Origin of the sequence: Nitrospira sp. (assembly GCA_029194665.1) — a bacterium.
Classification (GTDB): domain Bacteria; phylum Nitrospirota; class Nitrospiria; order Nitrospirales; family Nitrospiraceae; genus Nitrospira_D.
This window is the reverse complement of record JARFXO010000001.1, coordinates 605,029-626,947: the sequence shown is the minus strand read 5'-3', so window position 1 is coordinate 626,947 and position 21,919 is coordinate 605,029. Positions and strand designations below refer to the sequence as shown.

Here is a 21,919-nt window from a genome sequence, read left to right as displayed (position 1 = left end):
TGATTATGCCTACGGAGGACGCGGCGTTGCATCCCATCATTTATGTTCGCGGCTATGCCATGACAAAGGGAGAGATCGACGAAACCACCGCTGATCCATTCTGCGGCTTCAATCTCGGGTCCACGGTCTTTCGCGCGACACCGGATAAGGAACGACCGCCCCGAAAGTTCATCTTTGAATCGCCCGTGGTCCGATTGGGATCGGATTTTGGTTATACAGATGTGTTCACCGACGGGATGGATATCGTAGACGACAGCTGGATCGGAGGCATCAGCCGGCAGTCGATCATCGTGTATCGTTACTACGACCCGGCGTCAACCCTACTGGGAAGTGGGAAGACACCGCCGATCGAAGATTTCGCCAAGGGTTTGAGCAATCTCATACTGCGCGTCCGAGATCTGGTGTGCAAAGAGCCAAAGAACAACGTGACGCCCGAGCAGTTTCGATGTTACCTGATCGCCCACTCGATGGGAGGCTTGGTCTGCCGAGCCTTCTTGCAGAATCCCGCGCTTGATAAGCCAAAGGCGCGTCAATATGTCGATAAATTCTTCACCTATGCGACCCCTCACAATGGAATCGATGTGGCAGGTATCAACGTTCCGCCATGGCTGAGTCTCGACGACATGAACAATTTCAATCGAGACCGCATGGCCAAGTACTTGAGTGTAGAGGCTCTCTACAAGAAGACCGGGCGAGTGGATTGGCTGCCTGAAACCGCGTTTCCGTCGGACAAAGTCTTCTGTCTCATCGGAACGAACCGGAACGACTATGAGGTTGCGCAAGGACTCTCGCGAACGTTCGTCGGCCACGGCAGCGACGGACTGGTACGAATCGAAAACGCCTGTGTCTGTGGCGCCAAGGCCAATGGTCAACCGTCCGATCCGAGCGCCAAGGCGTTCGTCTACCGATCGCACTCGGGCTATTTCGGCATCGTCAACAGCGAGGAGTCCTACCAAAATCTCGTGCGCTTTCTGTTCGGCGACGTCCGAGTCGATATCTGGGTGGATGTGGAAGAGATTCGTTTGCCGGAAGAGATTCGGATCGCCGAGGCTGCGGGCAAGGAGGTGAACGCGCTGTATCAGTTCGAGGTCCTGGCCTCACCCCGAGGCAAGCTTTGGTATCTCACGCGACGGGTCGCGGAAGAGGATTCGGTCGCCTGCCTGAGCCACCAAGACTGGACCGCCTCGGCGAAGAAGAAACGGAGTGCCCCTCTGTATCTCTCAACGATTTACCTAGCCAACCGGGCGCGGGTGAACAAAGCTCGACCCTCCCTGGCCTACAGCCTGACATTGGGTGTCCGCGTTCCGGACTACGAGATCGAAAGGAAGTTGTGGCTGAATCAGCATTACGAGGGAGGCTATCTCTTCAGAGACTCCGCCGTCATCGAAATGGTCCCGCCTCAGACGGAGGACGCCGACTGGATCGTCAAATATGATTGGCAAAGCGACAAGCTGGGAGAAGCCACCAAGCCTGTCGCATCGCGCCTGTTGAAGGGCGGGAGACTCGAATTGCCGATCCCTTTTGAAAGCAGTACAACTCCTGGCATCCGTGGAAAGCTTCGATTCATTGCCGCTGAATGGAACCCGACGTGAGCGTGGGATCGCGAGGCATCCGCCCCCAAAATCGTGATGAGCGGGACCAGATTTTCGCTTGAGCGGGAAACACTCCTGCTATCATCTATCATCGCGGCAAGCCGGATACATCGGTGATTAAGCGCTTCAGAGAGGAGCGCGCCGGGTGATGTGTCAACTAGGAAGAGTGGAATCACGGTCAGACCTTGCTATGTGCATCCATCGAGGCTGGGACATTCACAATGCGGCTGATGGTCGAATAATGCAAGCCCACGGCATGGCCGATTTCAGATAGGCTATAGCCGTAGTTCAGGTGCGCCCGACGAATGATCTCGTTGCGTCGCGCCCGGTCGGGCCGCGCACGTCTGCCGAATAGCTGGCTCAGCGTCGGTCGGCCCACAAAGCGTTGCCGTCTTGGAATCTCTTTTACGGGCCGTTTGTCCCGTAGTCCCAGCATCAAACGTTCGACGAACCGCTCGCTCCCGAGCAACACCTGGCCCTGAACGTGCTCCCAGGGTGAGCTGTACGCAATGCCCTCGGCGACAAACATGCGGTACTTCCGCTGAGCGGCCGCCCGCTGATGCCCGAACTGGGACAGGGCCCAATCCACCGTTAGAAACGGCGGCACGGAGACAAGGCCTGCCGTTGCACGGTAACTTGACCAGGGATAGGTATCGGGTTTGCGGGTGGTCTTGGCACGCACCGGATTGAGCACGACGTATCGGCAGAGCTGCAGCAGATAGCTGTCCCGCTCAACTACGATCGCCTTGAAACGACCTTGTAGCACGTGGCCGACCCGACCGTGACGCCGGTTGAAGGCTTGAGTATAGACCCCATTGAGGTGGCGCATGGCTTTCGACAGATTGGCATCGGGTGTCTCCACCAGCAGGTGAAAATGGTTATCCATCAGGCAATAGGCGTGCAGCCGAAGCTGAAAGCGGGAGACGACGTGTGCCAGCACCACGAGGAACCGCTGCCGATCCTCGTCATCCAGGAAAATGTCCTGCCGGGCGTTGCCCCGGGCAGTCATGTGGTAGAGCGCGCCAGGAAATTCGATGCGCAGAGGGCGAGCCATGAGGCGGAGTGTAGCTCATCGAGAGGCGCAATACAAGGTCTGACCCCATCTAGATTTTCTGAACCGTGAGGCTCATAAGGCCGGACATTCGCTCTGCCGGGACAGCATCCGCACCGCCGGCCGTAGCGGTACAGGGGCGTTCCAATCCAGGGCACAACAGTCGGGGGCTGACAGTCCTTACTTCACTTTAGAGAAGTCGGCGGGAATTCTGATCTCTGTTCCATCTTGCAGATTGACGACAAAGATGGACGATGCGGTGGGGTCGAACTGTTCGTAGGCGAAAAGGGCCGTGAACCGTGACCTGAAGGCTGGCCCGCTGCTTTCGTTCTTTCGCCCTCGCTCGGCCTTGCCGATGTCGAGAGGCTTGACCCGCTTCGATCCTTGCTGCAATTCGATCAATGCGCCCTCGGCGAAATACTCGTCATCGCCGCACAACTGCACTTCCATTTCCATGTTGGGCATGTCCATCACTTTCTGGATGAACTCCTCGGGCATGCGCACGTCCGTCTTCCGCTTCTTCGATTCTGCCGCCTCTTGGCGACCAAAGGCTTCCAGTCGATACCGCTTGGTTCGAAGAACAGCGCTCGCGCCGCAGGGTTCCTTCTCCGGGTCGGCACCCACACGAGTCGCCAAGGACGCTTGCTGAAGAACTTTCTTCACGTCTTCGGGGGAATTGGCCTTTTCCATCGGCATTCGCCCAATCTCCAGCGCTTTGTGCGCCTCGTCTGAGGACAGTTTGACGTCAATCGCCCACAGGCCGCTGTTCCCTGCCGCAAGGACTCCGATCAGACTCACCAGTGACGCAATCTGTTTGCGAACAGCCATGTTTTTCTTTACTAGTGCGACCTGGAGTGGTCTCAAGGACCCGGTCAATTAGATGAATGTTGTGCATTGTAGGTGAACCATCCTGCCTTTGCAATTAGACCGCGAACCGATTCCAGTTCGCATACGGCTTGCGTCGATAGAGGTCTTCGACATTCACGAGAAGAGGATAACCGACCGACCGAAGCAGCTGTGTCACAAGCTTCAGCGGTAATCCCACTACGGTCGTATAGTCGCCGATGATCCGTTCCACCAGGTCTCCACCGAGTCCTTGGACCGCATAGGCTCCGGCTTTGCCTAATGATTCCTCCGATGCAAGATACCGTTCGTACGTTTGATCGAGGTCCGCTTTCATCTGGACTTCCGTCGTAGCAACCTCCACTGATTCAATATGTCGCATTCGGCCGCATAAGGCGACGGCAGTATGGACATGATGGGAACGGCCGGCCAGGCGTGCCAGCATGGCGCGTGCGTCTGCAAGATCCGCCGGCTTCCCGAGTAGTTGTCCTTCGAGATCGATCACCGTATCGCTGCCGAGCACGAGGGCTCGTGGCCTCACCAGCGCCACGGATCTCGCCTTTTCACGCGCGAAGCGCCTGACCTGCTCGACAGGCGACAACCCGACCTCGGGATGCTCGTGGAACTCCGACGGACACACCTCGAAGGAAAGGCCCAACAGTGCAAGGAGTTCCCGGCGGCGTGGCGAACTCGACGCCAGCACTAGCTGCATCGCGAGACCAGCAGGCTCGGCTCATCGGCTGATTCGCCCTGGGAGAGTGCCGCTATGGCATCTGGCCGATCTTGAAAATCTTCGAGGAGGGCATGGAGTGCTTCGACGGAAGAGACACGCACCATCTGCGCGCGAAGGGAGGCGGCATGTGGGAAGCCTTTACAATACCAGCCTAGATGTTTACGCATACGATAGAATTGTTTTTCCCCGACCAGCGCTTGGAACTGTTGCGCATGATCGACCAGCACAGCGAAACGTTCGTTCAGTGAAACTTCACCGGGATTTCGTCCGACGTCGATATCCTTCATGCCACGGCTTCGCATGCGGGCCTGCTCTTTTGAGCGAAAGAACCACGGGGCGCCAAGTACGCCGCGCCCGACCAATACGCCATCGACGCCGGTTTCACGCACTCGTACCGCGATGTCGTCAAGGCTCTGAATGTCTCCATTCCCCAATAACAACGTTTCGGTTCCCCGCACCAGTGTGGCAGCGCGTCCAATGGCCGACCAGTCCGCCGTGCCTCGGTACATTTGCCGGAGCGTTCGTCCATGAAGCGAGATCACGGCCGGTTGTTCCACCAAGAGCTGCTCGATCCATCCCTCAACCGTCACAGAGTCATAACCAAGTCTCGTCTTCACGGAAAGGGGTACTTGGCGTCGATGGGTTGGGCCGGTTTTGCCGCGCTGACGATTCAGACGTTCAAACATGGCTACTCGCGCCGACGTAAGACCCGCTTCTTCAAGAGTCCGTCCCTCGGCCCAATCCTCGATTCCACGTTTGGCGGCTTGCATGATCGTGCGAGCCAGTTCCGGAGTGCGGATCAATCCGGCGCCTGATCCGGACGACGCCACGCTCTTCGACGGACAACCCATATTGATATCCAGTCCGTCGAAGCCCAAATCACATACCACCAGTGCCGCCAAATAAAAGAGATCCGGGTCTTTCCCATAGAGCTGCGCCACAATCGGACGCTCCCTCTCGCTGTACAGAAGCGTCTCCAAGTGAAGCTCCGGTCCGTAACAGACGTCATGGACGTGCGTAAATTCTGTAAAACTGACATCCGGCTTCCCCTGCTGGGCGATCACGGATCGAAAGCAGGCATCGGTCACACCATCCATTGGGGACAACCCTATGAGGGGGCGCGGCAGGCTCAGCCAAAAGTTCATCTCAGCTCTCGTACAGGAGAACGTCTGGTTCGTTGGCAAACCGGTAGGCACACCGCAGCTCCTCCGCCTCTCTCTCGACAATGCCTCGCAACTCCGGCGCCACTTGCTGGACAAACTCCACGAACCGTTCGACTTTCAGCAAGAAGAAATCGTAGGTTCCGGAGAAAGGCCTGGGCTCACTGAACCAAAGCACCACAAATCCATCGAGCGACAGGTCGCGTGCCCTAAGCCGACGACAGGATTCTACAAACATGTCCTCCACCTTTCCTCCCCAGTGAAGAATCTCATATGGAAGATAGACGGAGCGATAGAAGTCCAAATCTTGAACACTGGCCTGGTCTTGGCTCCATTCCGACCCTACCGGCTGGGTTTTCCCAGCCAGTACCTGTGCATATCGATCGTAGGCCACTCCAAGCGTTTGCATGTCAGGGATCGACCTCGACTCTTCCGACAATGAGCACGCATCGAACTCCGGTATGGCCTGTTTGGCCTTGTCAAGCCGGGAGAACAGCGCCTCATAGCGCCGGGAGAATTGGGCGAATTCATCCACGATCAAGTCGACCGGTTTCGTATCCACTTCCAAGGCAAGACCCTTCAGGCTGGCAAGCTGAGGATGACATAGTATCTGATCGAGCATCTCGAACAAGACGGTCGGAATGGGGGCAGCATGGGCATCGATCCAAGGAGGAAGCGCCTCATCATCTCTACCACCCTTCAGTCGTGAATCGAGAATTCGGTGTGATGCATGAACGGCCAGACCCGCTACGTGAATCTCGACCACACGATCCATGGGAAACTCATTGAGAAATTCCTCGACAAATCGTGTAAGCGACACGCCTCGATGCAATCCAGAATATCGAAATACCGTCCAGAGATGGCCCACATCCAAGACCAACCCACAGGGAGCCTGTTCGCTGATGAGCTGAAAAAATCGTGGGATGGGCATCGTCCCCGCGACAAAGTACGTAAGTGGAGGCATTTCAAGCAGTACCAACGGTGTGCTTCCATTGGGCAACAGGCACTGTTGATCGAGCAGATGTTGGATCAATCGTGTATTATCAGCGACCACCTTCGCGCTTAACGGCGTGTAGAGCGGGGGAAGATAGGTCCCGAAATAATAGCCGGCGAGATATTTTGTCGCACATTCATGATTCAGCCAGGCACTTTGCACGATCATCAGTTGTTCTGCAGTCGCAGCGATTTCCTGTTTAAACTCCATGGAATCGACCATCTCGGGCTGAGTGAGCCATAAGCCTTCGCCATGATATGTCAGGAGACCGTTGCCGACCTCTTTTCTGGTGGAGACCAAGGCCATGGGTGTCGTACGGAACACCTCCAGAAAGGCAGGCGACACTTGACGTTCTTGTAGGCTTCGCCGCAAGCTTGCGATGTCTGGATCATGAATATCGACGGAGAGCCCTAGCCCATGCGTGGGAATTGTCTCGATCCGACGAAGGAACTCCCCATGGTACGGCCCGCTCGACGCCATCATTTCCCTCTTACCGACGATCAATATTCGTTCCTAGTGTATGTCGTCAAACCGTTGCATGACAAGGCTTTGAACCTCTCCTGGCCCCTAGGGACCTTCTGCTATACTTGGCATACATTGCGACCAGGAGGGAGGAAAATTCGTGCGAGAAGAGGACCTCGCTGAGACATGGTGGACAAGCACGATCAACAGCCTGAAGCCGCGGATCACCCGACCATACTGGTTTCACACATGATGACACCTGGCGTAGTCCAGATTCCAGGAGATGTATCAGTCACCGAAGCAGCCTCGCTCATGGAACGCGAGCGAATGTCCTGCCTGCTGGTCAAAGATTCAGAGTCTCGTTTCGGACTGATGACGCCGACCGACATTGTCAAAAAAGTCGTCGCGCAGGGCCTCGAACCGGATGACATCGAAGTCCGGACCATCATGACAAGACCGGTCCGATTTATCGAGTACGATCGAGCGATGGACGAAGCCTCAGCGCTCATGATGTCCACTGGAACACCGATCCTCATCGTCACGAAACAAAATCAGCCGGTCGGCGTCCTCACCGCCAGAGACCTGCTCCTTTCCCCAAAGCGATGCGTCACGAACATCTCGGCGACCATCAGTGTCATTGAGGGAGAGGGCGTGGGAGATGAGCATCAGGTCTCCATCTCGCAACTCAGCCATGCCGGCGCCTCAGTGGAATCTCCTGCGCTGTTGCTGTCGGGGACCAAAATCATATTGAGCTTTTGCCTTTCTGAGATGATGAGTCCCTTGACCATTCGAGGGACCGTCTTGGATAACGCGAGAGTTGAGCCGCTGTCTGACACAACCAGTTCCCTCATGACCTCGCATCGAGGACTAGAGATACAATTCGTCGATCTTTCTCCCGCGGACCAGTCCAGGATCAAGGCCTGGGTGCTGAGCAACCTGCCTAGATCTTTCGATCCTTCATAGATTCCCTCGCCTGCACAAGCAGGGACCTCCCGCTGGATTAGACGGACCGGATCGCGGCAATCTTTGACCGATATACGATCCATTGGTACAATTTTCCGTCTCACTTACCCTTAAGAGGACCACTATGAATTCAACCGGCAGACCTCCACAGATTCGTCAACGTCTCACCTTGTCACGAGATGAGATTCTCCATCAAATCAGCGCCCTGCTCGACAGCCGCGAGGGGGACCTGCATTCCGCCCTCATGTCGGAACTTCTGACGGGGCTGCTGAAACTCCATGACGCGCGCCTAGACCTCCTGGACGTGAAAATCGTCAACCGCGCCGTCAAAGAACTTCGGCATGCATTCAGTGTCTTCCGCGGATATCGTAGCCGCCAGAAAGTCAGCATCTTCGGCTCGGCACGAACTCTTTCCGATGATCCCAATTATCAACTCGCCTACAAGTTCTCCCAAGCTATCGTCCGGGAAGGGTTCATGGTCATCACCGGGGGAGCAGATGGGATCATGCGGGCTGCTCAAGAGGGTGCCGGCCGTGAAAACAGCTTCGGCGTCAATATCATGCTGCCGTTCGAACAGGGGCCTAACTCCACGATCGCCGACGACCCGAAACTTATTACCTTCAAGTACTTTTTCACCCGCAAGTTGATGTTTCAAAAAGAAGCACAGGCCATCGCCCTCTTCCCTGGCGGGTTCGGCACGCACGACGAGGCTTTTGAAATCCTCACGCTGGCCCAGACCGGCAAGAGTGATCCTCAGCCGATCATCTGCCTTCAAGCCCCTGGCTGCGACTACTGGGATGATTGGTCGGCCTTCGTGACGAGACAACTACTGAATCGAAAACTCATCAATGAAGAAGATATGAATCTCTTTGCAATCGTCAATTCCACAGAAGCAGCTGTGAGTCAGATCCTCAGATTTTACCGCCGGTACCACTCCATACGGTTTGTGGGACGACAGCTGACGATGCGTCTCAAGCACCCCATCTCTCTTGAGCAGCTTGAGGAGATTCGTCAACGATTTGCCGATCTCCTCTCCAACGGCACGTTCGAACTGCGCGGTGCGCTCGAGGAAGAGATCGATGAACCAGCCTTGCGTGACTTGCCGAGACTGGTGTTCGATTTTAATCGGCGCAGTGCCGGGCGGCTTCGCCACCTGATCAGTCACCTGAACGAGCTGTAAGCCATCATAAATAGTGGGCAGGGACACGACGGACGTCTTTTAGTCTTGCCCTGACCATGTTATCCTCTGACCACTCTATGGGTACTGTATCTTCCGCCCCACCATTCCAAGGCTTTCCGGACATCGTTCTGTACCATGCTGAATGTTCTGATGGGTTTGGGGCGGCCTGGGCTCTCTGGAAAAAGTTTCCGAGTGCGAGCTTTTTGCCCGTCAAGCACGGCCATCCGCCCCCTCCAGATCTCAAGGATCGCCGTGTCGTGATCGTCGACTACAGCTATGCCCGGCCGATCCTGGAAGCCATGGCCTCCGAGACCAAGGAACTCCTCGTTCTGGATCACCATATCACTGCGGAGCGAACCTTGGACGGCTTTCCCAACGCGTACTTCGATCAAACAAAGTCCGGTGCTGTCCTGAGCTGGGAATGGGCTCACGGTACGGCGGCTCCATGGCTACTTCAGTATATTCAGGACAAGGACTTATGGACCTGGGCTTTGCCTGGTAGTCGCGAGATCAACGCAGCTTTGGCCTCCTACCCGTTTGACTTCGAGGTATGGGATAACTTTACTCAGTCGGCGCTCGAGCAAGACGGTCGAGCTATCTTGCGGTATGAGTATGAGATTGTTGGAAAGCTCGCAGCGCAGGCTTCGATGATGAAATTCCAGGGTATCGTCGTTCCTGCTGTGCAAAGCTCAATCCTGACCAGTCAGATCGGCGAGCGTCTGTCGCCCCATCATCCCTTTTGCCTGATCTGGCATGACCGCGAAGGTCGTCGCTATTTCAGTATGCGTTCCCGATCCGACGGTACGGATGTGGGGAGGATCGCCGCCTCATTCGGAGGCGGAGGCCATACTCATGCTGCTGGATTCTCCGTTCCACTCGAAATCGACGGCACTCCTCCGACCGATGCCAGGCTGCCTCGTGCGGTCATAAATCGCCGTCGAACTCCATGATTTCGGATCATCGTGATTCCACTCTACGACGATAATCCTACTCAAGGGACCCCCATCGTCACGATGATCCTCATCGGGATCTGTATCGTTGTATTTCTCTATCAGGTGAATCTCCCTCCGCAGGCTGCGGAGCTCTTCGCATTTCAATACGGTGCCATCCCTGCCATTGTCTTCAGCCAGGCTTCGCTTCCTGAGGAAGCGGTCGCGATTCCGGCCGCCCTCACCCTGATGACCAGCATGTTTCTTCACGGAAGCTGGATGCATCTACTCGGAAATATGCTCTACCTTTGGATATTCGGGAACAACATAGAAGATGTGATGGGTCACGCGAAGTTCGTCGTCTTCTATGTGTTATCCGGCATCCTGGCCGCTCTAAGCCATGCCTTGACCGATCCTTCCTCCCAAATCCCGATGGTTGGAGCTAGCGGAGCCATCTCGGCTGTACTCGGCGCTTACATACTGCTATTTCCACACGCTCACGTGTTGGTCTTGTTGCCGGTGATCGGAATGATCCGAGTTGCGGCGGGCATCGTCCTCGGCATGTGGTTCATCACACAGCTGATCAGCGGAGGGATGAGCGTAGGAGCCACTGGAGGTGGCGTTGCCTTTTTCGCTCACATCGGTGGATTCATCGCCGGCATGGCGCTGATCGGTCTCTTCAAACGGAAAGAAGTGCGATTTTTCGCCCCGGGCCGTTCGCCGTGGAGTTCATGAGGATGTACCTTCGAGAACCGAGCCACAGCGCTTACTGCCAATGAACCTTTTGATCCCGTATCCAGCGAGAATGGAGCGACCTTAGGCAGGCTTTAGAACGCGATTGATGAATCTGTGAGCCGATTCTACCGCTGCCGGGGCTTGGGGAGCGGTAAATGTTACATGTCCCATTTTTCGCCCAGGACGAATCATCCGCTTGCCGTACAGATGAAGCACTGCCCCTGCCGTCGAATGGAGTGCGTAGGACCCTTGGCTGGTTGTAACGGATTGGACGTCTTCTCCGATGAGATTCACCATGACCGCGGGGCTTAAGAGCCTGGTTTCTCCCAATGGGAGTCCACAAGTCACTCGTACCTGCTGTTCGAATTGGGATACCGTGCAGACGTCCAGTGTATAGTGACCCGAGTTATGAGGTCGGGGTGCAATCTCGTTAATCAGGAGCAAACCATCTTTAGCATGAAAGAGTTCTACGCAGAAGACACCGACGCCCTGTAACGCAGCTACTGCTTGTCTTGAAAGTTCGGTCGCTTTTTCAGCGACGTCGGGAGGAATGGAAGCAGGCACGCAGGTTTCCCGTAAGATGCCCTGCTCATGCCGATTCTCGGCCACTGGGTACACACAGCAGGATCCACTCTCGCTTCGCACTACGAGAACGGAGAGTTCGGTGACATAGTCGATGAACTGTTCAAGAATCCACCGATGACCCGGCTTGGTGGTCTCCAATAGTTGTTCCACTTCTCTTGTATCAGAAGTGTCTCGGAGTACCCACTGACCTTTTCCATCGTAGCCACTTTTCGCTGTTTTGCAGACAGCTGGTAGCCCGAGTCGATCGATGGCTGAGCTCAGTTGAGGTACCGATTCGACGACGGCGAAAGTGGGAACAGGGAGGTGTCGTGACGACAAGTATTGTTTCTGTTCAATCCGGTCCTGCAGGATCCCGAGAACCGCACCGGAAGGTCGCATCGGACAACGCTGTTCCAGCCATCCGCAGAGCTCCGCTGGCACATTTTCCCATTCGAGCGTAACTGCGTCTGCGATGCTGGCGAATTGGTCGCGGACGCCATGATCCGTGAATGGCGCCGGAAATGAGTAAGTAGCAATTCGATGAGCGGGCGCGTCGGCATCTGGATCCCAGACAGCTACTCGGTAACCCATGCGGTGAGCAGTCGCGGCGAACATGGCCCCCAATTGTCCACCGCCCAATACTCCCAGAGTGGCGCCAGGCTCAAGAATTCGCTCGGTCACAGCCGCTGACTCATCTCCTGCCCTTGGCCTCGATAGAATTGAGAACGGTCTCCGTTTGTGCCATCCGATACCTTTTGATGCGCTCAGCAATTTCCGGGTGACGTCCTGAGAGAATTTGCCCAGCGAGCAGCCCTGCATTTTCGCCGCCCCCAATCGCCACGGTTGCAACTGGAATGCCTCTTGGCATCTGGACGATTGACAATAAGGAATCGAGGCCACGCAGGTGTTCGGTGGGAATCGGCACACCGATCACGGGGAGGTGGGTCTTCGAAGCCACCATGCCGGGAAGGTGAGCCGCTCCTCCAGCTCCCGCGATGATAACTTCGATGCTTCGGTCATGAGCACTTGTGGCGTACTCGAAGAGGCGGTCCGGCGTCCGGTGAGCAGAAACGACGAGTAGTTCATAAGGAATATCGAGTTCGTCCAAAATTGCCCCGGATTTTTCCAGGACGGGGAAATCTGATTTACTGCCCCCCAGGATCCCCACAAGGGGCCTACGGCTCGCAACTTCTCTGCTTGCCCTCTCCCGTGACCGGTTTGTCCCGCGCCGTATTCTGGTCATCGCCTACCTCTCCATCATCTCCGCTCTCCATAGATTACGCAGGGGCACCTTAGCGAGTCCGTCTGACCCGGTCAAGGAGATTGACATCGTGGCAATCCCCCGGTGGATTCTACTCGCTCAAAGGCTCGCCCTCTGCCCTGACCAGGAGGAGGAACGCGTCAGCAGCAATTCGCAGGCTTGCAATGAGACCGTCGCTTTAGGCCTGATTGCGATTGCTGCGAGTTGGAAGTCACAGCGGAAAATTGACGGGGATAAAGCGGTTACAGCTATTCTATACGCGAAGATGGCTCAGGACATCGCCTGAGCCATCTTCAGGAGGAGAACTATGTGCCGTATCGATTGTACCGCACGATCGACTATTTACCGCCCGGAGCCGCCAGCTTGGGCGCAAACATCTCAAAGACACTCGGAGACCGCTCAAGATAGTCCGGCGGGAAGAAGTTAAAGCGCCGCCACAGTTCGTACCACAGAGGGACGCGATGCATTATCACCCAACCCAATACTTTTGTGCCCTGCCTCACCTGAGTCTGCTCAGGCCATGGTTGAGGATCATCCGGGTCAGGAACGACCCAGAACCGATAATTTCCCTTTCCATCGTCGATCTGGTCAACCACCTTGATGACCCCCCCACGAGTGCCCGCCATCAATGAAGGCCAGGCAGGCAATGGGATGGCCGGCACCCCAAAAAACAAGATTCGAACCTTCCGTCCAGGTTTCAAAAGCGGAGAATCCAACCCTTCGGCTACCATTTCGATGGCTGGATCGCTGGCGAGAGGAGAAATAGTGACCAAATTGTCTCCCTGTCTGACAGTCTCGTTGACACCGACCCTAGCCATTTTGACCACGGTTCCGTCCATCGGAGCGATGAGACGGGCCGCCTCGATCCGTTGTTGGACCCCCTGTTGCCGGTACTGAATATCCGCCAACGCCTCCGTCGCTTTGGCAGCTTCCGCGACCGCATTATCGCGCTGTGCGATGGCCTCCATGAGTCGTTGATGCACATCCGCCGTGACTTGATCACGTCCGAAGCTTAAGGCAGACCGAGACTGCTCAGCCGCCAACAAACCGGCCTGTGCTGCTTGCAATCCTGCTTTTGTGCTGATTTCCGTCTGAATTGTTAACTCAAGTTCTCGTTGTGAAACCAGCCCGTCCCTGACGAGTTGCCGATGCCGGTCGACATTGAGTTGCGCTGTGACCACGTCGATCTTTAGCTGTTCGACCTTCTGTTGCGCCTCTCGCACTTTGTTGTCAGCTTCCACCACTCTGGCCTCGGCCGAGGGGACGGCGGCCTGCACCAGCTTCTTCATCTCTGCAATTCTCTTGTTGAGCTGATCCGCCCTCGCCAAGGCCGCTTGGCGCGTTTGTTCCTGGGCTACCTTACGCTGTTCGAAGAGAGGAAGGATCTCAGGGGCCATAAAGGTCGGGTCATAGTCCTCGAGTTCGCCGATGAGCTCGCCTTTCTTCACCTTCACGCCTTCAAAAATATGCCACGCCTTGACACGGCCCGTAATCCGGGACTCGATCTTCTGCGGTCGGTCGTAGGGAGTATAAGCAGAAACTCTCCCAGTCGCAGAGATGGTCTGTGTCCATGGGACGAACTCAAGGACGATCAAAAAAAGCAGGAGGATTGTCAGAATTGCACGAGATGCCGTGAACATTCCTCCTGGAATCTGTACCGCTTCCCAGCATGGCAACTTGGCCAATGTGGGGCCTTGTTCGATGGTGATCGCTTCCAAACCCACCCCTCGCTTGACCAACGCACGTTCCCCGCTGCCTTCGACACCGCCACCTAGGCTAGCCATGAAGCCTCCATTCATTACCGGTGTTGTTGTACCATTCCACCCGTTTACGCATGGGCATGATGCAGCATAATGCGACGATCGGCATGATCCGTAAGATTGGGATCCGTCGACACAAAGATCACAGACCATGCTTCATCTTTCGAGCAGAGCCGACGCAGCACACGCTCGCGCAACGATGGCTCAAGCGAGTGAATCAAGCCGTCAAATATGAGAACTTGCGGATGCCCTAGAATCGCCCTGGCCAGGAGAATCTGCACAATGTGGGTCGGAGAAAGGGATTCTCCCAGCGAGGAGATCTCGGACTTCACGCCACGTGGCAAGCCCTCGACATCTTCCTCAAGTTCGGTGAACCGGAGGGCCCAGTTGAGGTCATCATAGGTGACATAGGATCGTCCCATGACGATATTTTCTTCTATCGTTCCCTTGATCAGCGACAACTGAGAGTCGATCATGACACTGCGGGTCTGATTGATGGCATTAGGTTCGATGTACCGAAGATCAACGCCATTGTACTGAACGACACCATTGGTCGGATTTTCAAGGCCGCCCAACACTCTGGCCAAAGCAGTTTTGGCTCCCGTGGTTCGCGCATAGATACCGAGCTTTTCGCCTGGTGCTACTTCCAGGTTGAATCCATCGAATACGGACACTCCCCCGTGAATCAAACTCACGCTTTTGCAGGTGATGCGGACCCCTTGCGTCAAATGCTTGGGCAGTGCCACTGCGGATTCGGGTGCGACGTAATCTTGCTCTTGGCTAAAGACCTCATCGAGGTGTTTCAGCGACGTAAAGAAATAGTACACATAGCCCATGTTCTTGATGAGGGAATCGAAATTGAGAATGAGTGCGCCGACGACCGCCTGAACAGCCACCAATTGTCCTAGCGTCAACTGCCCCGATGCCATGAGCCAGGCTGAGAGGGCGAGCGCACCAGATTGTGCAACTGCTTGGCCCGTCACCGAACCAATATATTGCCGCACGAGAACAACAAATCGGGCTTTTCGAGTTTCGACATACTGGGTGACAAGGTCATTCGTTTTCTGGATGAGAAATGGGCGGCTGTCGGTGGCCTTCAGCTGCAAGGCATTCCGCGAAACATCTTGGATCCAATTGAAGACATCGTACTTCGCATGAGACATGGCGAGCGTCGTCTTCAGTGCACCACGAGAGAGCACGAAAAACGTGATCCCGAACCCGGCCATGAGCAGAAGGTTGTACACGAGAAAATAGGGATGGTAGACGATCAGCACGACCATGCCGACCGAGCCACCCACCACGACGTTCATCAGGTCGATGAGCATGGTGGACAAGGCCCGTTGCATAAAGACCGTTTCGATAAAGTAGTTCGACAGCTCCTGCCGCGCCCCTTTAAATCGATTCCGAGGAAGCTGCTCAACCATCGCGACCGCGACCCTTGCAAAGAGCCGGCGTTGCAAGACGTCCACCGCGTAGAAATGAAAGGTCTTGAACAGGCCGACAAACAACAGCACTGAGAGCATAATGCCGGTCAGGGTCCAGATCATGACCGGCTGAACGGCGTAGGAAAAGGTGCTGACCAACTCCTGCACGGTCAACGGGATGATAAGAGAAAAGAACCCAACGGCTAGGGCATAAGAAAAAATCAGACTCATGATTTTTTTCTCAGCCCGTATCGCCACGGACAGCTGCTTCATCAGCGCCTCGAACAGGCCTTGATAACTTTCGCCCTGAGGTTCTTTCATGAGCACCCCCAGTAATAGGTCAGAATGTGGATCATGCGCCCCTTGCCGAATTTAACCACGGATGCACTTAATCACGTTTGAAAAGCTGCTGCCAAGCCCATCGAATGAACTATCCCCTATTACCACCCTGCCTCTACCTAATCGCGTCCCGGCATTTTGCGGCCAGCAGATCCGGACGAAGACAAGGGGTTGCCGTATTTAGCCAGCACGTCGTCGGCCAACGGTCTTGACAGTGCCCCTCTGGCCCACAGCATTCCTCCACGAGCCACGGCGTAATCCGCCTGAGCGCGGTAGAGCTCATAGGCCGCTTGGACGACGGCGCGCTCGCGCAGGTTGACGAACAGCACACTCGTCGCTCCCATATTGAATCGGGCTCGTTCACCCTCTTCCAATGTCTTGGCCAATCGGAGTGATTCGGTCGAGGCTTTCACCCGATCCCGGGCTCGCACGATTGCAGAAAGCCAGTTATCGACTTCGATCTGAACCTGACGCTCGGTGTAAGCTTGTTTCCAGATCAACCGTTCCTGTTCAGCTTCTGCGTGACGAACCCTCCCTCTGGCACCCCGATTGAACAACGGCATACTGAGGAGAGCACCCATCCGGTAGGAGAACCCTCCAATCCAATAGATAGCGCCCGTCACCGGCCCCCCCTCAATCGTGAGCTTTGGGAGCAGACTATTCTTCGCCAGTTTCAGTTCGATATTGTTCAATTTGGCTTCAATGTAAAGATCGCGCACTTCCGGACGATCCTCCGCTGCTGCCACCTTGAAGGCCGCCACATCCTCTTCACTCGGCAAGGGCGTTTCCCCCTGAAATTCCGGGGCCCATTCGGATCTCGGCGTCACCGGTCCGTCGTTTTCCCAGAGAAACAGCGCAAGCTTATATTGTTCATACTCGACCTTCCGTTGCGCGGCAATGGCAGCCTCTCGACGCCGCTGAACTTCCTCTCGGGCTTCGACCACGTCGATCGGAGCGACCGCCCCGGCTTTGGATTTCCCCTCCACCATGCCATAGCGTTCTTCCGCGACGGCCAGCGCACGCTTCACCATCTCGGCCTGTCTGACAGCCACCTGCCAATCCCAGTATTGCACGGCAGAGGCGAGATAGAGATCTTGCCGTTTCTGGGCCACCTTCACCTCGGCTTGCGGCCCGGCGAGCTCCGCCTGCTGGAACTCCGCGTACGCTTCGTTGACCATGAATCCCCGCATGAGATTAATCGCTCCGCCGATCATGAGCACTTGCATCGTCGTGAAACCTTGCATGTCTTGAGGGATCGCCACCCCGGGGCTGCCTGGCACATGTTGTGGTGGGATGCCGTTGAAGCCACCGATCGTCGATCTATCCCCAAAGCCGTTACGGAGACCGCCGTAGAGCTCCCAGCCCCAAGGGTGCGCGACTTTGAGAAAGGTATCGTTATAGCCGGCACTCAATACATTCGGCGCACCAGCCACGTTCGTCAAATTATACGTTTGATAGCGGTCGTACTCGAGCTCGTTCCGAACCTTCGGCTCCCATGCACCCAACGCTTTCACGAGTCTCGCCCGAGCCTGCGCCCGCTCCAGTCCGGTTGCGCGGAGCAGAGGATGGTTCAACTCAATCCGGGCAAACACCTCTTCAATGGTCAGGGAGGCGGTCCGCACAGACTCAGCGCTTGGTGAGCTCACCGCGTGGGGTTCCGCCACTGCGGTCGCCGGCACAATCATCAACGAGAACAGCAAGAGAAGGATCACGGAAGGATGCTCCTTTGTTGCTGGATTATTCACGTCCCGGTTGTTTGTACCCATGCATCCCCGCCGCCGTCAGCGGGTTCCCGTACTTGGCCAACTCGCTTTCAGGCCAGGGCTTCGACAATAGTCCCCTCGCCCAGAGCATCCCTCCACGCGCCACGGCGTAGTCGGCCTGGGCCCGGTAGAGTTGGTAGGCTGTATTCACGACATTTCGCTCGCGCACATTGACGAAGAGCACGGTGGTCGCGCCCATATTGAAGCGGGTCCGTTCGCCCTCCTCCAGCGTCTTAGCCAACCGCAGCGCTTCGGTCGCCGCCTTCACTCGGTCTCTGGCCCGCACTTGGGCCGAGAGCCAGTTGTCCACGTCGATGCTGACTTGTTGCTCGGTATACACCTGTTTCAACACCAACTGTTGCTGGTCCGCTTCCGCGTACAGGACCTTCCCACGCCCTTCCCGCTGGAACAGCGGCATCGCTAACCGCGATTCGATCCCATACCCGATTCCCACAACCCAGTCCGCGGCCGCCAGCATTCGTCCCCCCTCGACATCAAACTTTGGGAGCAGGTAGTTCTTGGCGAGCTTGAGGTCGATATTGTTCAGCTTGGCGTCGATGTAGAGGTCCCGCACTTCCGGCCGATCTTCTTTCGCCTCGACTTTATAGGCCGCGACCTCGTCCTTGGTCGGGAGCGGCGTTTCGCCCTGGAATTCCGGCGCCCATTCCGGTCGCGGCGTCACCGGCTCGCCGTTCTCCCAGAGAAAGAGGGACAGTTTATACTGCTCATACTCCACCTTCCGCTGGGCGGCGATGGCTGCCTCTCTTCGAACCTGAACCTCTTTGTTCACCTCGATCACATCGAGCGGCGCCGCCTGCCCACCTTTGGCCAGCCCTTGCACCTGAATGAGGCGTTCTTCCGCAACGGCCAATACCCGCTTCTGCACTTCTGCCTGTTTCACCGCCACTTGCCAATCCCAATATTGGACGGCGCCGGCGAGATAGAGGTCTTGCCTTGCCTGCGCCACCGCGATCTCCGCCTTCGGCCCGGCGAGTTCGGCCTTTTGAAACTCGGCGTTCTCCTCGTTGACCATGAGGCCTCGCAGCAGATGGAACGACCCACCGAAGATCGCTTGCTGCTGAGGATAGAACATCAGGGCATCAGGGATGACCGCATGGACGGCCATCGTGTTGAGATCCCCAAAGCCGTTGCGGATTCCGCCGACGACCCGGAAGCCCCAGGGGTGCCCGACCTCGAGCTTGCTGTCGTTAAATCCTCCTGTATTCTCATTCAGGGTGCTCAGGAAATTCCAACTCTGATAACGAGCGGCCTCTGTCGTGTTTTTGAACGTCGGTTCCCAGGCCCCGAGCGCCTTCAAGATCTTCGCCCTGGCCTGCATCCGTTCAACCCCGGTCGCCCGAAGCAGCGGATGCGTCAACTCAATACGAGCCAGCACTTCACTGATGGTCAGGGGAGCGGTGCGGGCGGACTGCGCTTTCAACGCACTTGAATCGAGCACCGGCTCCGCCCCTGTCGTCACGGGAAGCAAGATCAGCATCACGAGTAATAGAGGGACCATCGAAGGATGCTCCTTGTTGTGCCGGATTAATCGCGGCCAGGCTGTTTGAAGCCGTTCATACCAGCTGCCGTCAGCGGATTTCCATACTTCGCCAGGGACTCGGTCGGCCAGGGCTTCGACAATAGCCCTCTCGCCCACAGCATTCCTCCCTTGGACACCGTATAGTCTGCCTGGGCTCGGTACAGCTGGTACGCCAATTCCACCACGTTGCGCTCACGGAGGTTCACAAAGAGGACGGTGGTCAAGCCCATATTGAAGCGAGTCCGTTCGCCCTCCTCCAGCGTCTTGGCCAACCGCAGGGCCTCCGTCGCCGCCGTCACCCGGTCTCTGGCCCGCACTTGGGCCGAGAGCCAGTTATCCACGTCCAAGCTGACTTGTTGTTCTGCATAACGCTGTTTCAACGCCAGTTGTTGCTGTTGCACCTCCGCGGCCATGACCTTCCCACGCCCTTCCCGCTGGAACAGCGGCATCTCAGCATGGAGGCCAGCCCGATACCCGATTCCCACAATCCAGTCCGCGGCGCCAGGGGTCGGTCCCCCTTCGAGATCCAACGACGGGAGCAGTTTGTTCTTGGCGAGCTTGAGGTCGATATTGTTCAGCTTGGCGTCGATGTAGAGCTCCCGCACTTCCGGCCGATCTTCTTTCGCCTCGACTTTATAGGTCGCGACCTGGTCCTTGGTTGGGAGCGGCGTTTCGCCCTGGAATTCCGGCGCCCATTCCGGTCGCGGCGTCACCGGCTCGCCGTTCTCCCAGAGAAAGAGGGACAGTTTATACTGCTCATACTCCACCTTCCGCTGGGCAGCGATGGCTGCCTCTCGTCGACGCTGAACCTCTTGGTCCACCTCGATCACATCGAGCGGCGCGAGCTTTCCGCCCTTGGCCAACCCTTCGACCTGGACCACGCGCTCTTCGGCAACGGCCAAGGCGCGCTTCACGACCTCTGCCTGCTTGACGGCGACCTGCCAATCCCAGTACTGCACGGCCCCGGCCAGGTAGAGATCTTGTCGCTTCTGCCCCACCTTGATCTCCGCTTGCGGCCCCGCGAGCTCGGCCTGTTGAAACTGGGCGTTCTCTTCATTGACCATGAGGCCTCGCAGCAGATGGAACGACCCGGCGAAGTAGAAGTGCTGATTATGGTAGAAGGCCAGCATCTCAGGGGGAAAAGAAATGACGTTGTCATTGCGGCGATTCCCGACGCCGCTGCGGAGTCCGCTACTGACCGTGAAGCCCCAGGGATGCCCGACCTCGAGAATGGTGTCGATAAATCCCGCCGTTTCTCCGTCCTGTATGTCGGGAGCCGTCGTGAGATTCCACGTTTGATAACGTTGCATCTGCATTCTGTTCTTGAACGTCGGTTCCCAGGCCCCGAGCGCCTTCAGGATCTTCGCCCGGGCCTTTGCTCGCTCGGCTCCCATCGCCCGAAGCAACGGATGCGTCAACTCGATGCGAGCCAGCACTTCATCGATGGTCAGGGGAGCGGTGCGGGTCGACAGAGCCTGCATCGCACGCGAGTCGATCACCGGTTCCGCCAGTGCGGTCATTGGCAGGAGAGTCACAATGGCCAACACCAGAGCGATCATAAAAGGATGCTCCTTTCACAGCGGGTCACATCGAGCGGCGGACGGCGCCCACAGTAGCAATCTCCTGCTTATTTTTCAAAATAGATAAAACGGATTGGAGTTATCGGCTAATCCGATGTATGATTCCTCGACTGGTGTGTCCCCTAATCTGAGGCCTAGGACCATATGGATTGGCTGAACTATCATCATCTCTTGTATTTCTGGTCCGTCGCCAAGCACGGCACCATGACGAAAGCCTGCGAGGAACTTCGCTTGGCCCAGCCCACGATCAGCGGACAGATCCACCTCTTGGAAAATACATTGGGCGAGAAGCTGTTCATCCGAACAGGTCGCCGCCTGGCCCTGACGGAGATGGGGCAGCTCGTGTTCAAATACGCGGAGGACATCTTCGCGACCGGTCAAGAGCTGATGAAATCGGTCAAGGGGCAGGCGAATGGACATCCTGCCCGTCTGGTTGTCGGCATCGCGGACGCTGTCCCAAAACCGCTGGCGACCCGACTGCTCAAGTCGGCGCTGAAACTGTCTCGACCGACTCGCTTGATCTGTCAGGAAGACAAACTTCACCAACTCTTGACCGATCTGACAGCCCATCGATTGGATCTGGTGATTGCCGACACTCCGGCCCCATCAAGCATCAAGGAGCTCACCTACAGTCATCCCCTCGGTGAATCGGGTGTGATGCTGTTTGCGACGGCCAAGCTGGCGGCACAATATCGTCGGGGGTTTCCACAGTCGTTAAGCGGAGCACCCATGCTCCTCCCGACTTCCAATGCCGCGCTCCGTCGACTGCTCGATGAATGGCTGATCGACCAGAGGCTGCATCCGAACATCGTCGGAGAGTTCGACGACAGTGCGACCTTAAAGGCATTCGGCCAGGATGGATATGGGATCTTCCCTGGCGGATCGGTGATCGAGAAGGAGATCTGCCGCCAATATCGGGTGCAGGTGGTCGGAGAGCTGGAAGTTGTCAAACAACATTTCTACGCAATCACTGTGGAACGACGGCTGAAGCACCCGGCCGTCCTTGCTCTCGTCCGGACGGCCCGGCAAGAATTGCTTGGCTGACG

At 56.6% G+C, this 21,919-nt stretch carries 18 protein-coding genes; 6 read left to right on the top strand and 12 right to left on the bottom strand.

The genetic code is table 11. From position 1 onward, the window contains the following. Positions 1–5 precede the first annotated feature (5 nt). Positions 6–1,592, top strand: coding sequence for a hypothetical protein (locus P0119_02965; protein MDF0665016.1), 1,587 nt, complete (start codon positions 6–8; stop codon positions 1,590–1,592). Between the two features lie 178 nt (positions 1,593–1,770). Here P0119_02965 and P0119_02960 read toward each other — a convergent pair whose 3' ends face one another. The 5 genes from P0119_02960 to P0119_02940 form a co-directional block, all read right to left on the bottom strand. Next, positions 1,771–2,646 (bottom strand): transposase, encoded by an 876-nt coding sequence (locus P0119_02960; protein ID MDF0665015.1) that lies wholly within the window; start codon positions 2,644–2,646, stop codon positions 1,771–1,773. Positions 2,647–2,823: 177 nt separating this feature from the next. Further along, positions 2,824–3,471: a hypothetical protein gene (locus tag P0119_02955; protein MDF0665014.1), complete on the bottom strand. Its 648-nt coding sequence runs from the start codon at positions 3,469–3,471 to the stop codon at positions 2,824–2,826. Between the two features lie 94 nt (positions 3,472–3,565). After that, complete coding sequence (locus P0119_02950) at positions 3,566–4,198, bottom strand: Maf family protein (protein MDF0665013.1); 633 nt, start codon at positions 4,196–4,198, stop codon at positions 3,566–3,568. After that, the gene (locus tag P0119_02945) at positions 4,189–5,364 is read right to left on the bottom strand and encodes a tRNA-dihydrouridine synthase (protein ID MDF0665012.1); all 1,176 of its coding nucleotides are present in this window, start codon (positions 5,362–5,364) and stop codon (positions 4,189–4,191) included. The genes P0119_02950 and P0119_02945 overlap by 10 nt, the downstream gene beginning before the upstream one ends. A 1-nt stretch (position 5,365) precedes the next feature. Beyond that, the gene (locus P0119_02940) at positions 5,366–6,856 is read right to left on the bottom strand and encodes a DUF692 family protein (GenBank protein ID MDF0665011.1); all 1,491 of its coding nucleotides are present in this window, start codon (positions 6,854–6,856) and stop codon (positions 5,366–5,368) included. A gap of 165 nt (positions 6,857–7,021) precedes the next feature. On the opposite strand from P0119_02940, the gene P0119_02935 reads away from it, so the two are divergent. From P0119_02935 to P0119_02920, 4 genes are all read left to right on the top strand, one after another. After that, positions 7,022–7,798: a CBS domain-containing protein gene (locus P0119_02935; protein MDF0665010.1), complete on the top strand. Its 777-nt coding sequence runs from the start codon at positions 7,022–7,024 to the stop codon at positions 7,796–7,798. Positions 7,799–7,922: 124 nt separating this feature from the next. After that, a complete protein-coding gene (locus P0119_02930; GenBank protein ID MDF0665009.1) occupies positions 7,923–8,978 on the top strand; it encodes a TIGR00730 family Rossman fold protein in 1,056 nt (351 codons plus the stop codon). Positions 8,979–9,055: 77 nt separating this feature from the next. Continuing rightward, positions 9,056–9,928 carry a phosphohydrolase gene (locus P0119_02925; protein MDF0665008.1) on the top strand — a complete coding sequence of 291 codons (873 nt, stop codon included), beginning with the start codon at positions 9,056–9,058 and terminating at the stop codon, positions 9,926–9,928. A 12-nt stretch (positions 9,929–9,940) separates the two neighbouring features. Beyond that, positions 9,941–10,642, top strand: a complete 702-nt coding sequence (locus P0119_02920) for a rhomboid family intramembrane serine protease (protein ID MDF0665007.1) — start codon at positions 9,941–9,943, stop codon at positions 10,640–10,642. A gap of 81 nt (positions 10,643–10,723) precedes the next feature. On the opposite strand, the gene P0119_02915 is transcribed toward P0119_02920, so the two are convergent. From P0119_02915 to P0119_02885, 7 genes are all read right to left on the bottom strand, one after another. After that, positions 10,724–11,887 (bottom strand): 5-(carboxyamino)imidazole ribonucleotide synthase, encoded by a 1,164-nt coding sequence (locus P0119_02915; protein ID MDF0665006.1) that lies wholly within the window; start codon positions 11,885–11,887, stop codon positions 10,724–10,726. Positions 11,888–11,897: 10 nt separating this feature from the next. Beyond that, positions 11,898–12,449 carry a 5-(carboxyamino)imidazole ribonucleotide mutase gene (purE, locus tag P0119_02910; GenBank protein ID MDF0665005.1) on the bottom strand — a complete coding sequence of 184 codons (552 nt, stop codon included), beginning with the start codon at positions 12,447–12,449 and terminating at the stop codon, positions 11,898–11,900. 356 nt (positions 12,450–12,805) lie between these two features. Beyond that, positions 12,806–14,251 carry an ABC transporter permease gene (locus P0119_02905; GenBank protein ID MDF0665004.1) on the bottom strand — a complete coding sequence of 482 codons (1,446 nt, stop codon included), beginning with the start codon at positions 14,249–14,251 and terminating at the stop codon, positions 12,806–12,808. A gap of 44 nt (positions 14,252–14,295) precedes the next feature. After that, positions 14,296–15,972, bottom strand: a complete 1,677-nt coding sequence (locus P0119_02900) for an ATP-binding cassette domain-containing protein (protein MDF0665003.1) — start codon at positions 15,970–15,972, stop codon at positions 14,296–14,298. A 137-nt stretch (positions 15,973–16,109) separates the two neighbouring features. Next, on the bottom strand, positions 16,110–17,756 hold the full coding sequence (locus tag P0119_02895; protein MDF0665002.1) for a TolC family protein: 1,647 nt from the start codon (positions 17,754–17,756) through the stop codon (positions 16,110–16,112). Next, positions 17,728–19,410 (bottom strand): TolC family protein, encoded by a 1,683-nt coding sequence (locus P0119_02890; GenBank protein ID MDF0665001.1) that lies wholly within the window; start codon positions 19,408–19,410, stop codon positions 17,728–17,730. Before P0119_02890 ends, P0119_02895 begins: the two co-directional genes overlap by 29 nt. Further along, complete coding sequence (locus tag P0119_02885) at positions 19,299–20,852, bottom strand: TolC family protein (protein ID MDF0665000.1); 1,554 nt, start codon at positions 20,850–20,852, stop codon at positions 19,299–19,301. Before P0119_02885 ends, P0119_02890 begins: the two co-directional genes overlap by 112 nt. A gap of 165 nt (positions 20,853–21,017) precedes the next feature. Between P0119_02885 and nhaR the strand changes: the two genes are divergently transcribed. Continuing rightward, the gene (gene nhaR / locus P0119_02880) at positions 21,018–21,917 is read left to right on the top strand and encodes a transcriptional activator NhaR (protein MDF0664999.1); all 900 of its coding nucleotides are present in this window, start codon (positions 21,018–21,020) and stop codon (positions 21,915–21,917) included. Positions 21,918–21,919 lie beyond the last annotated feature (2 nt).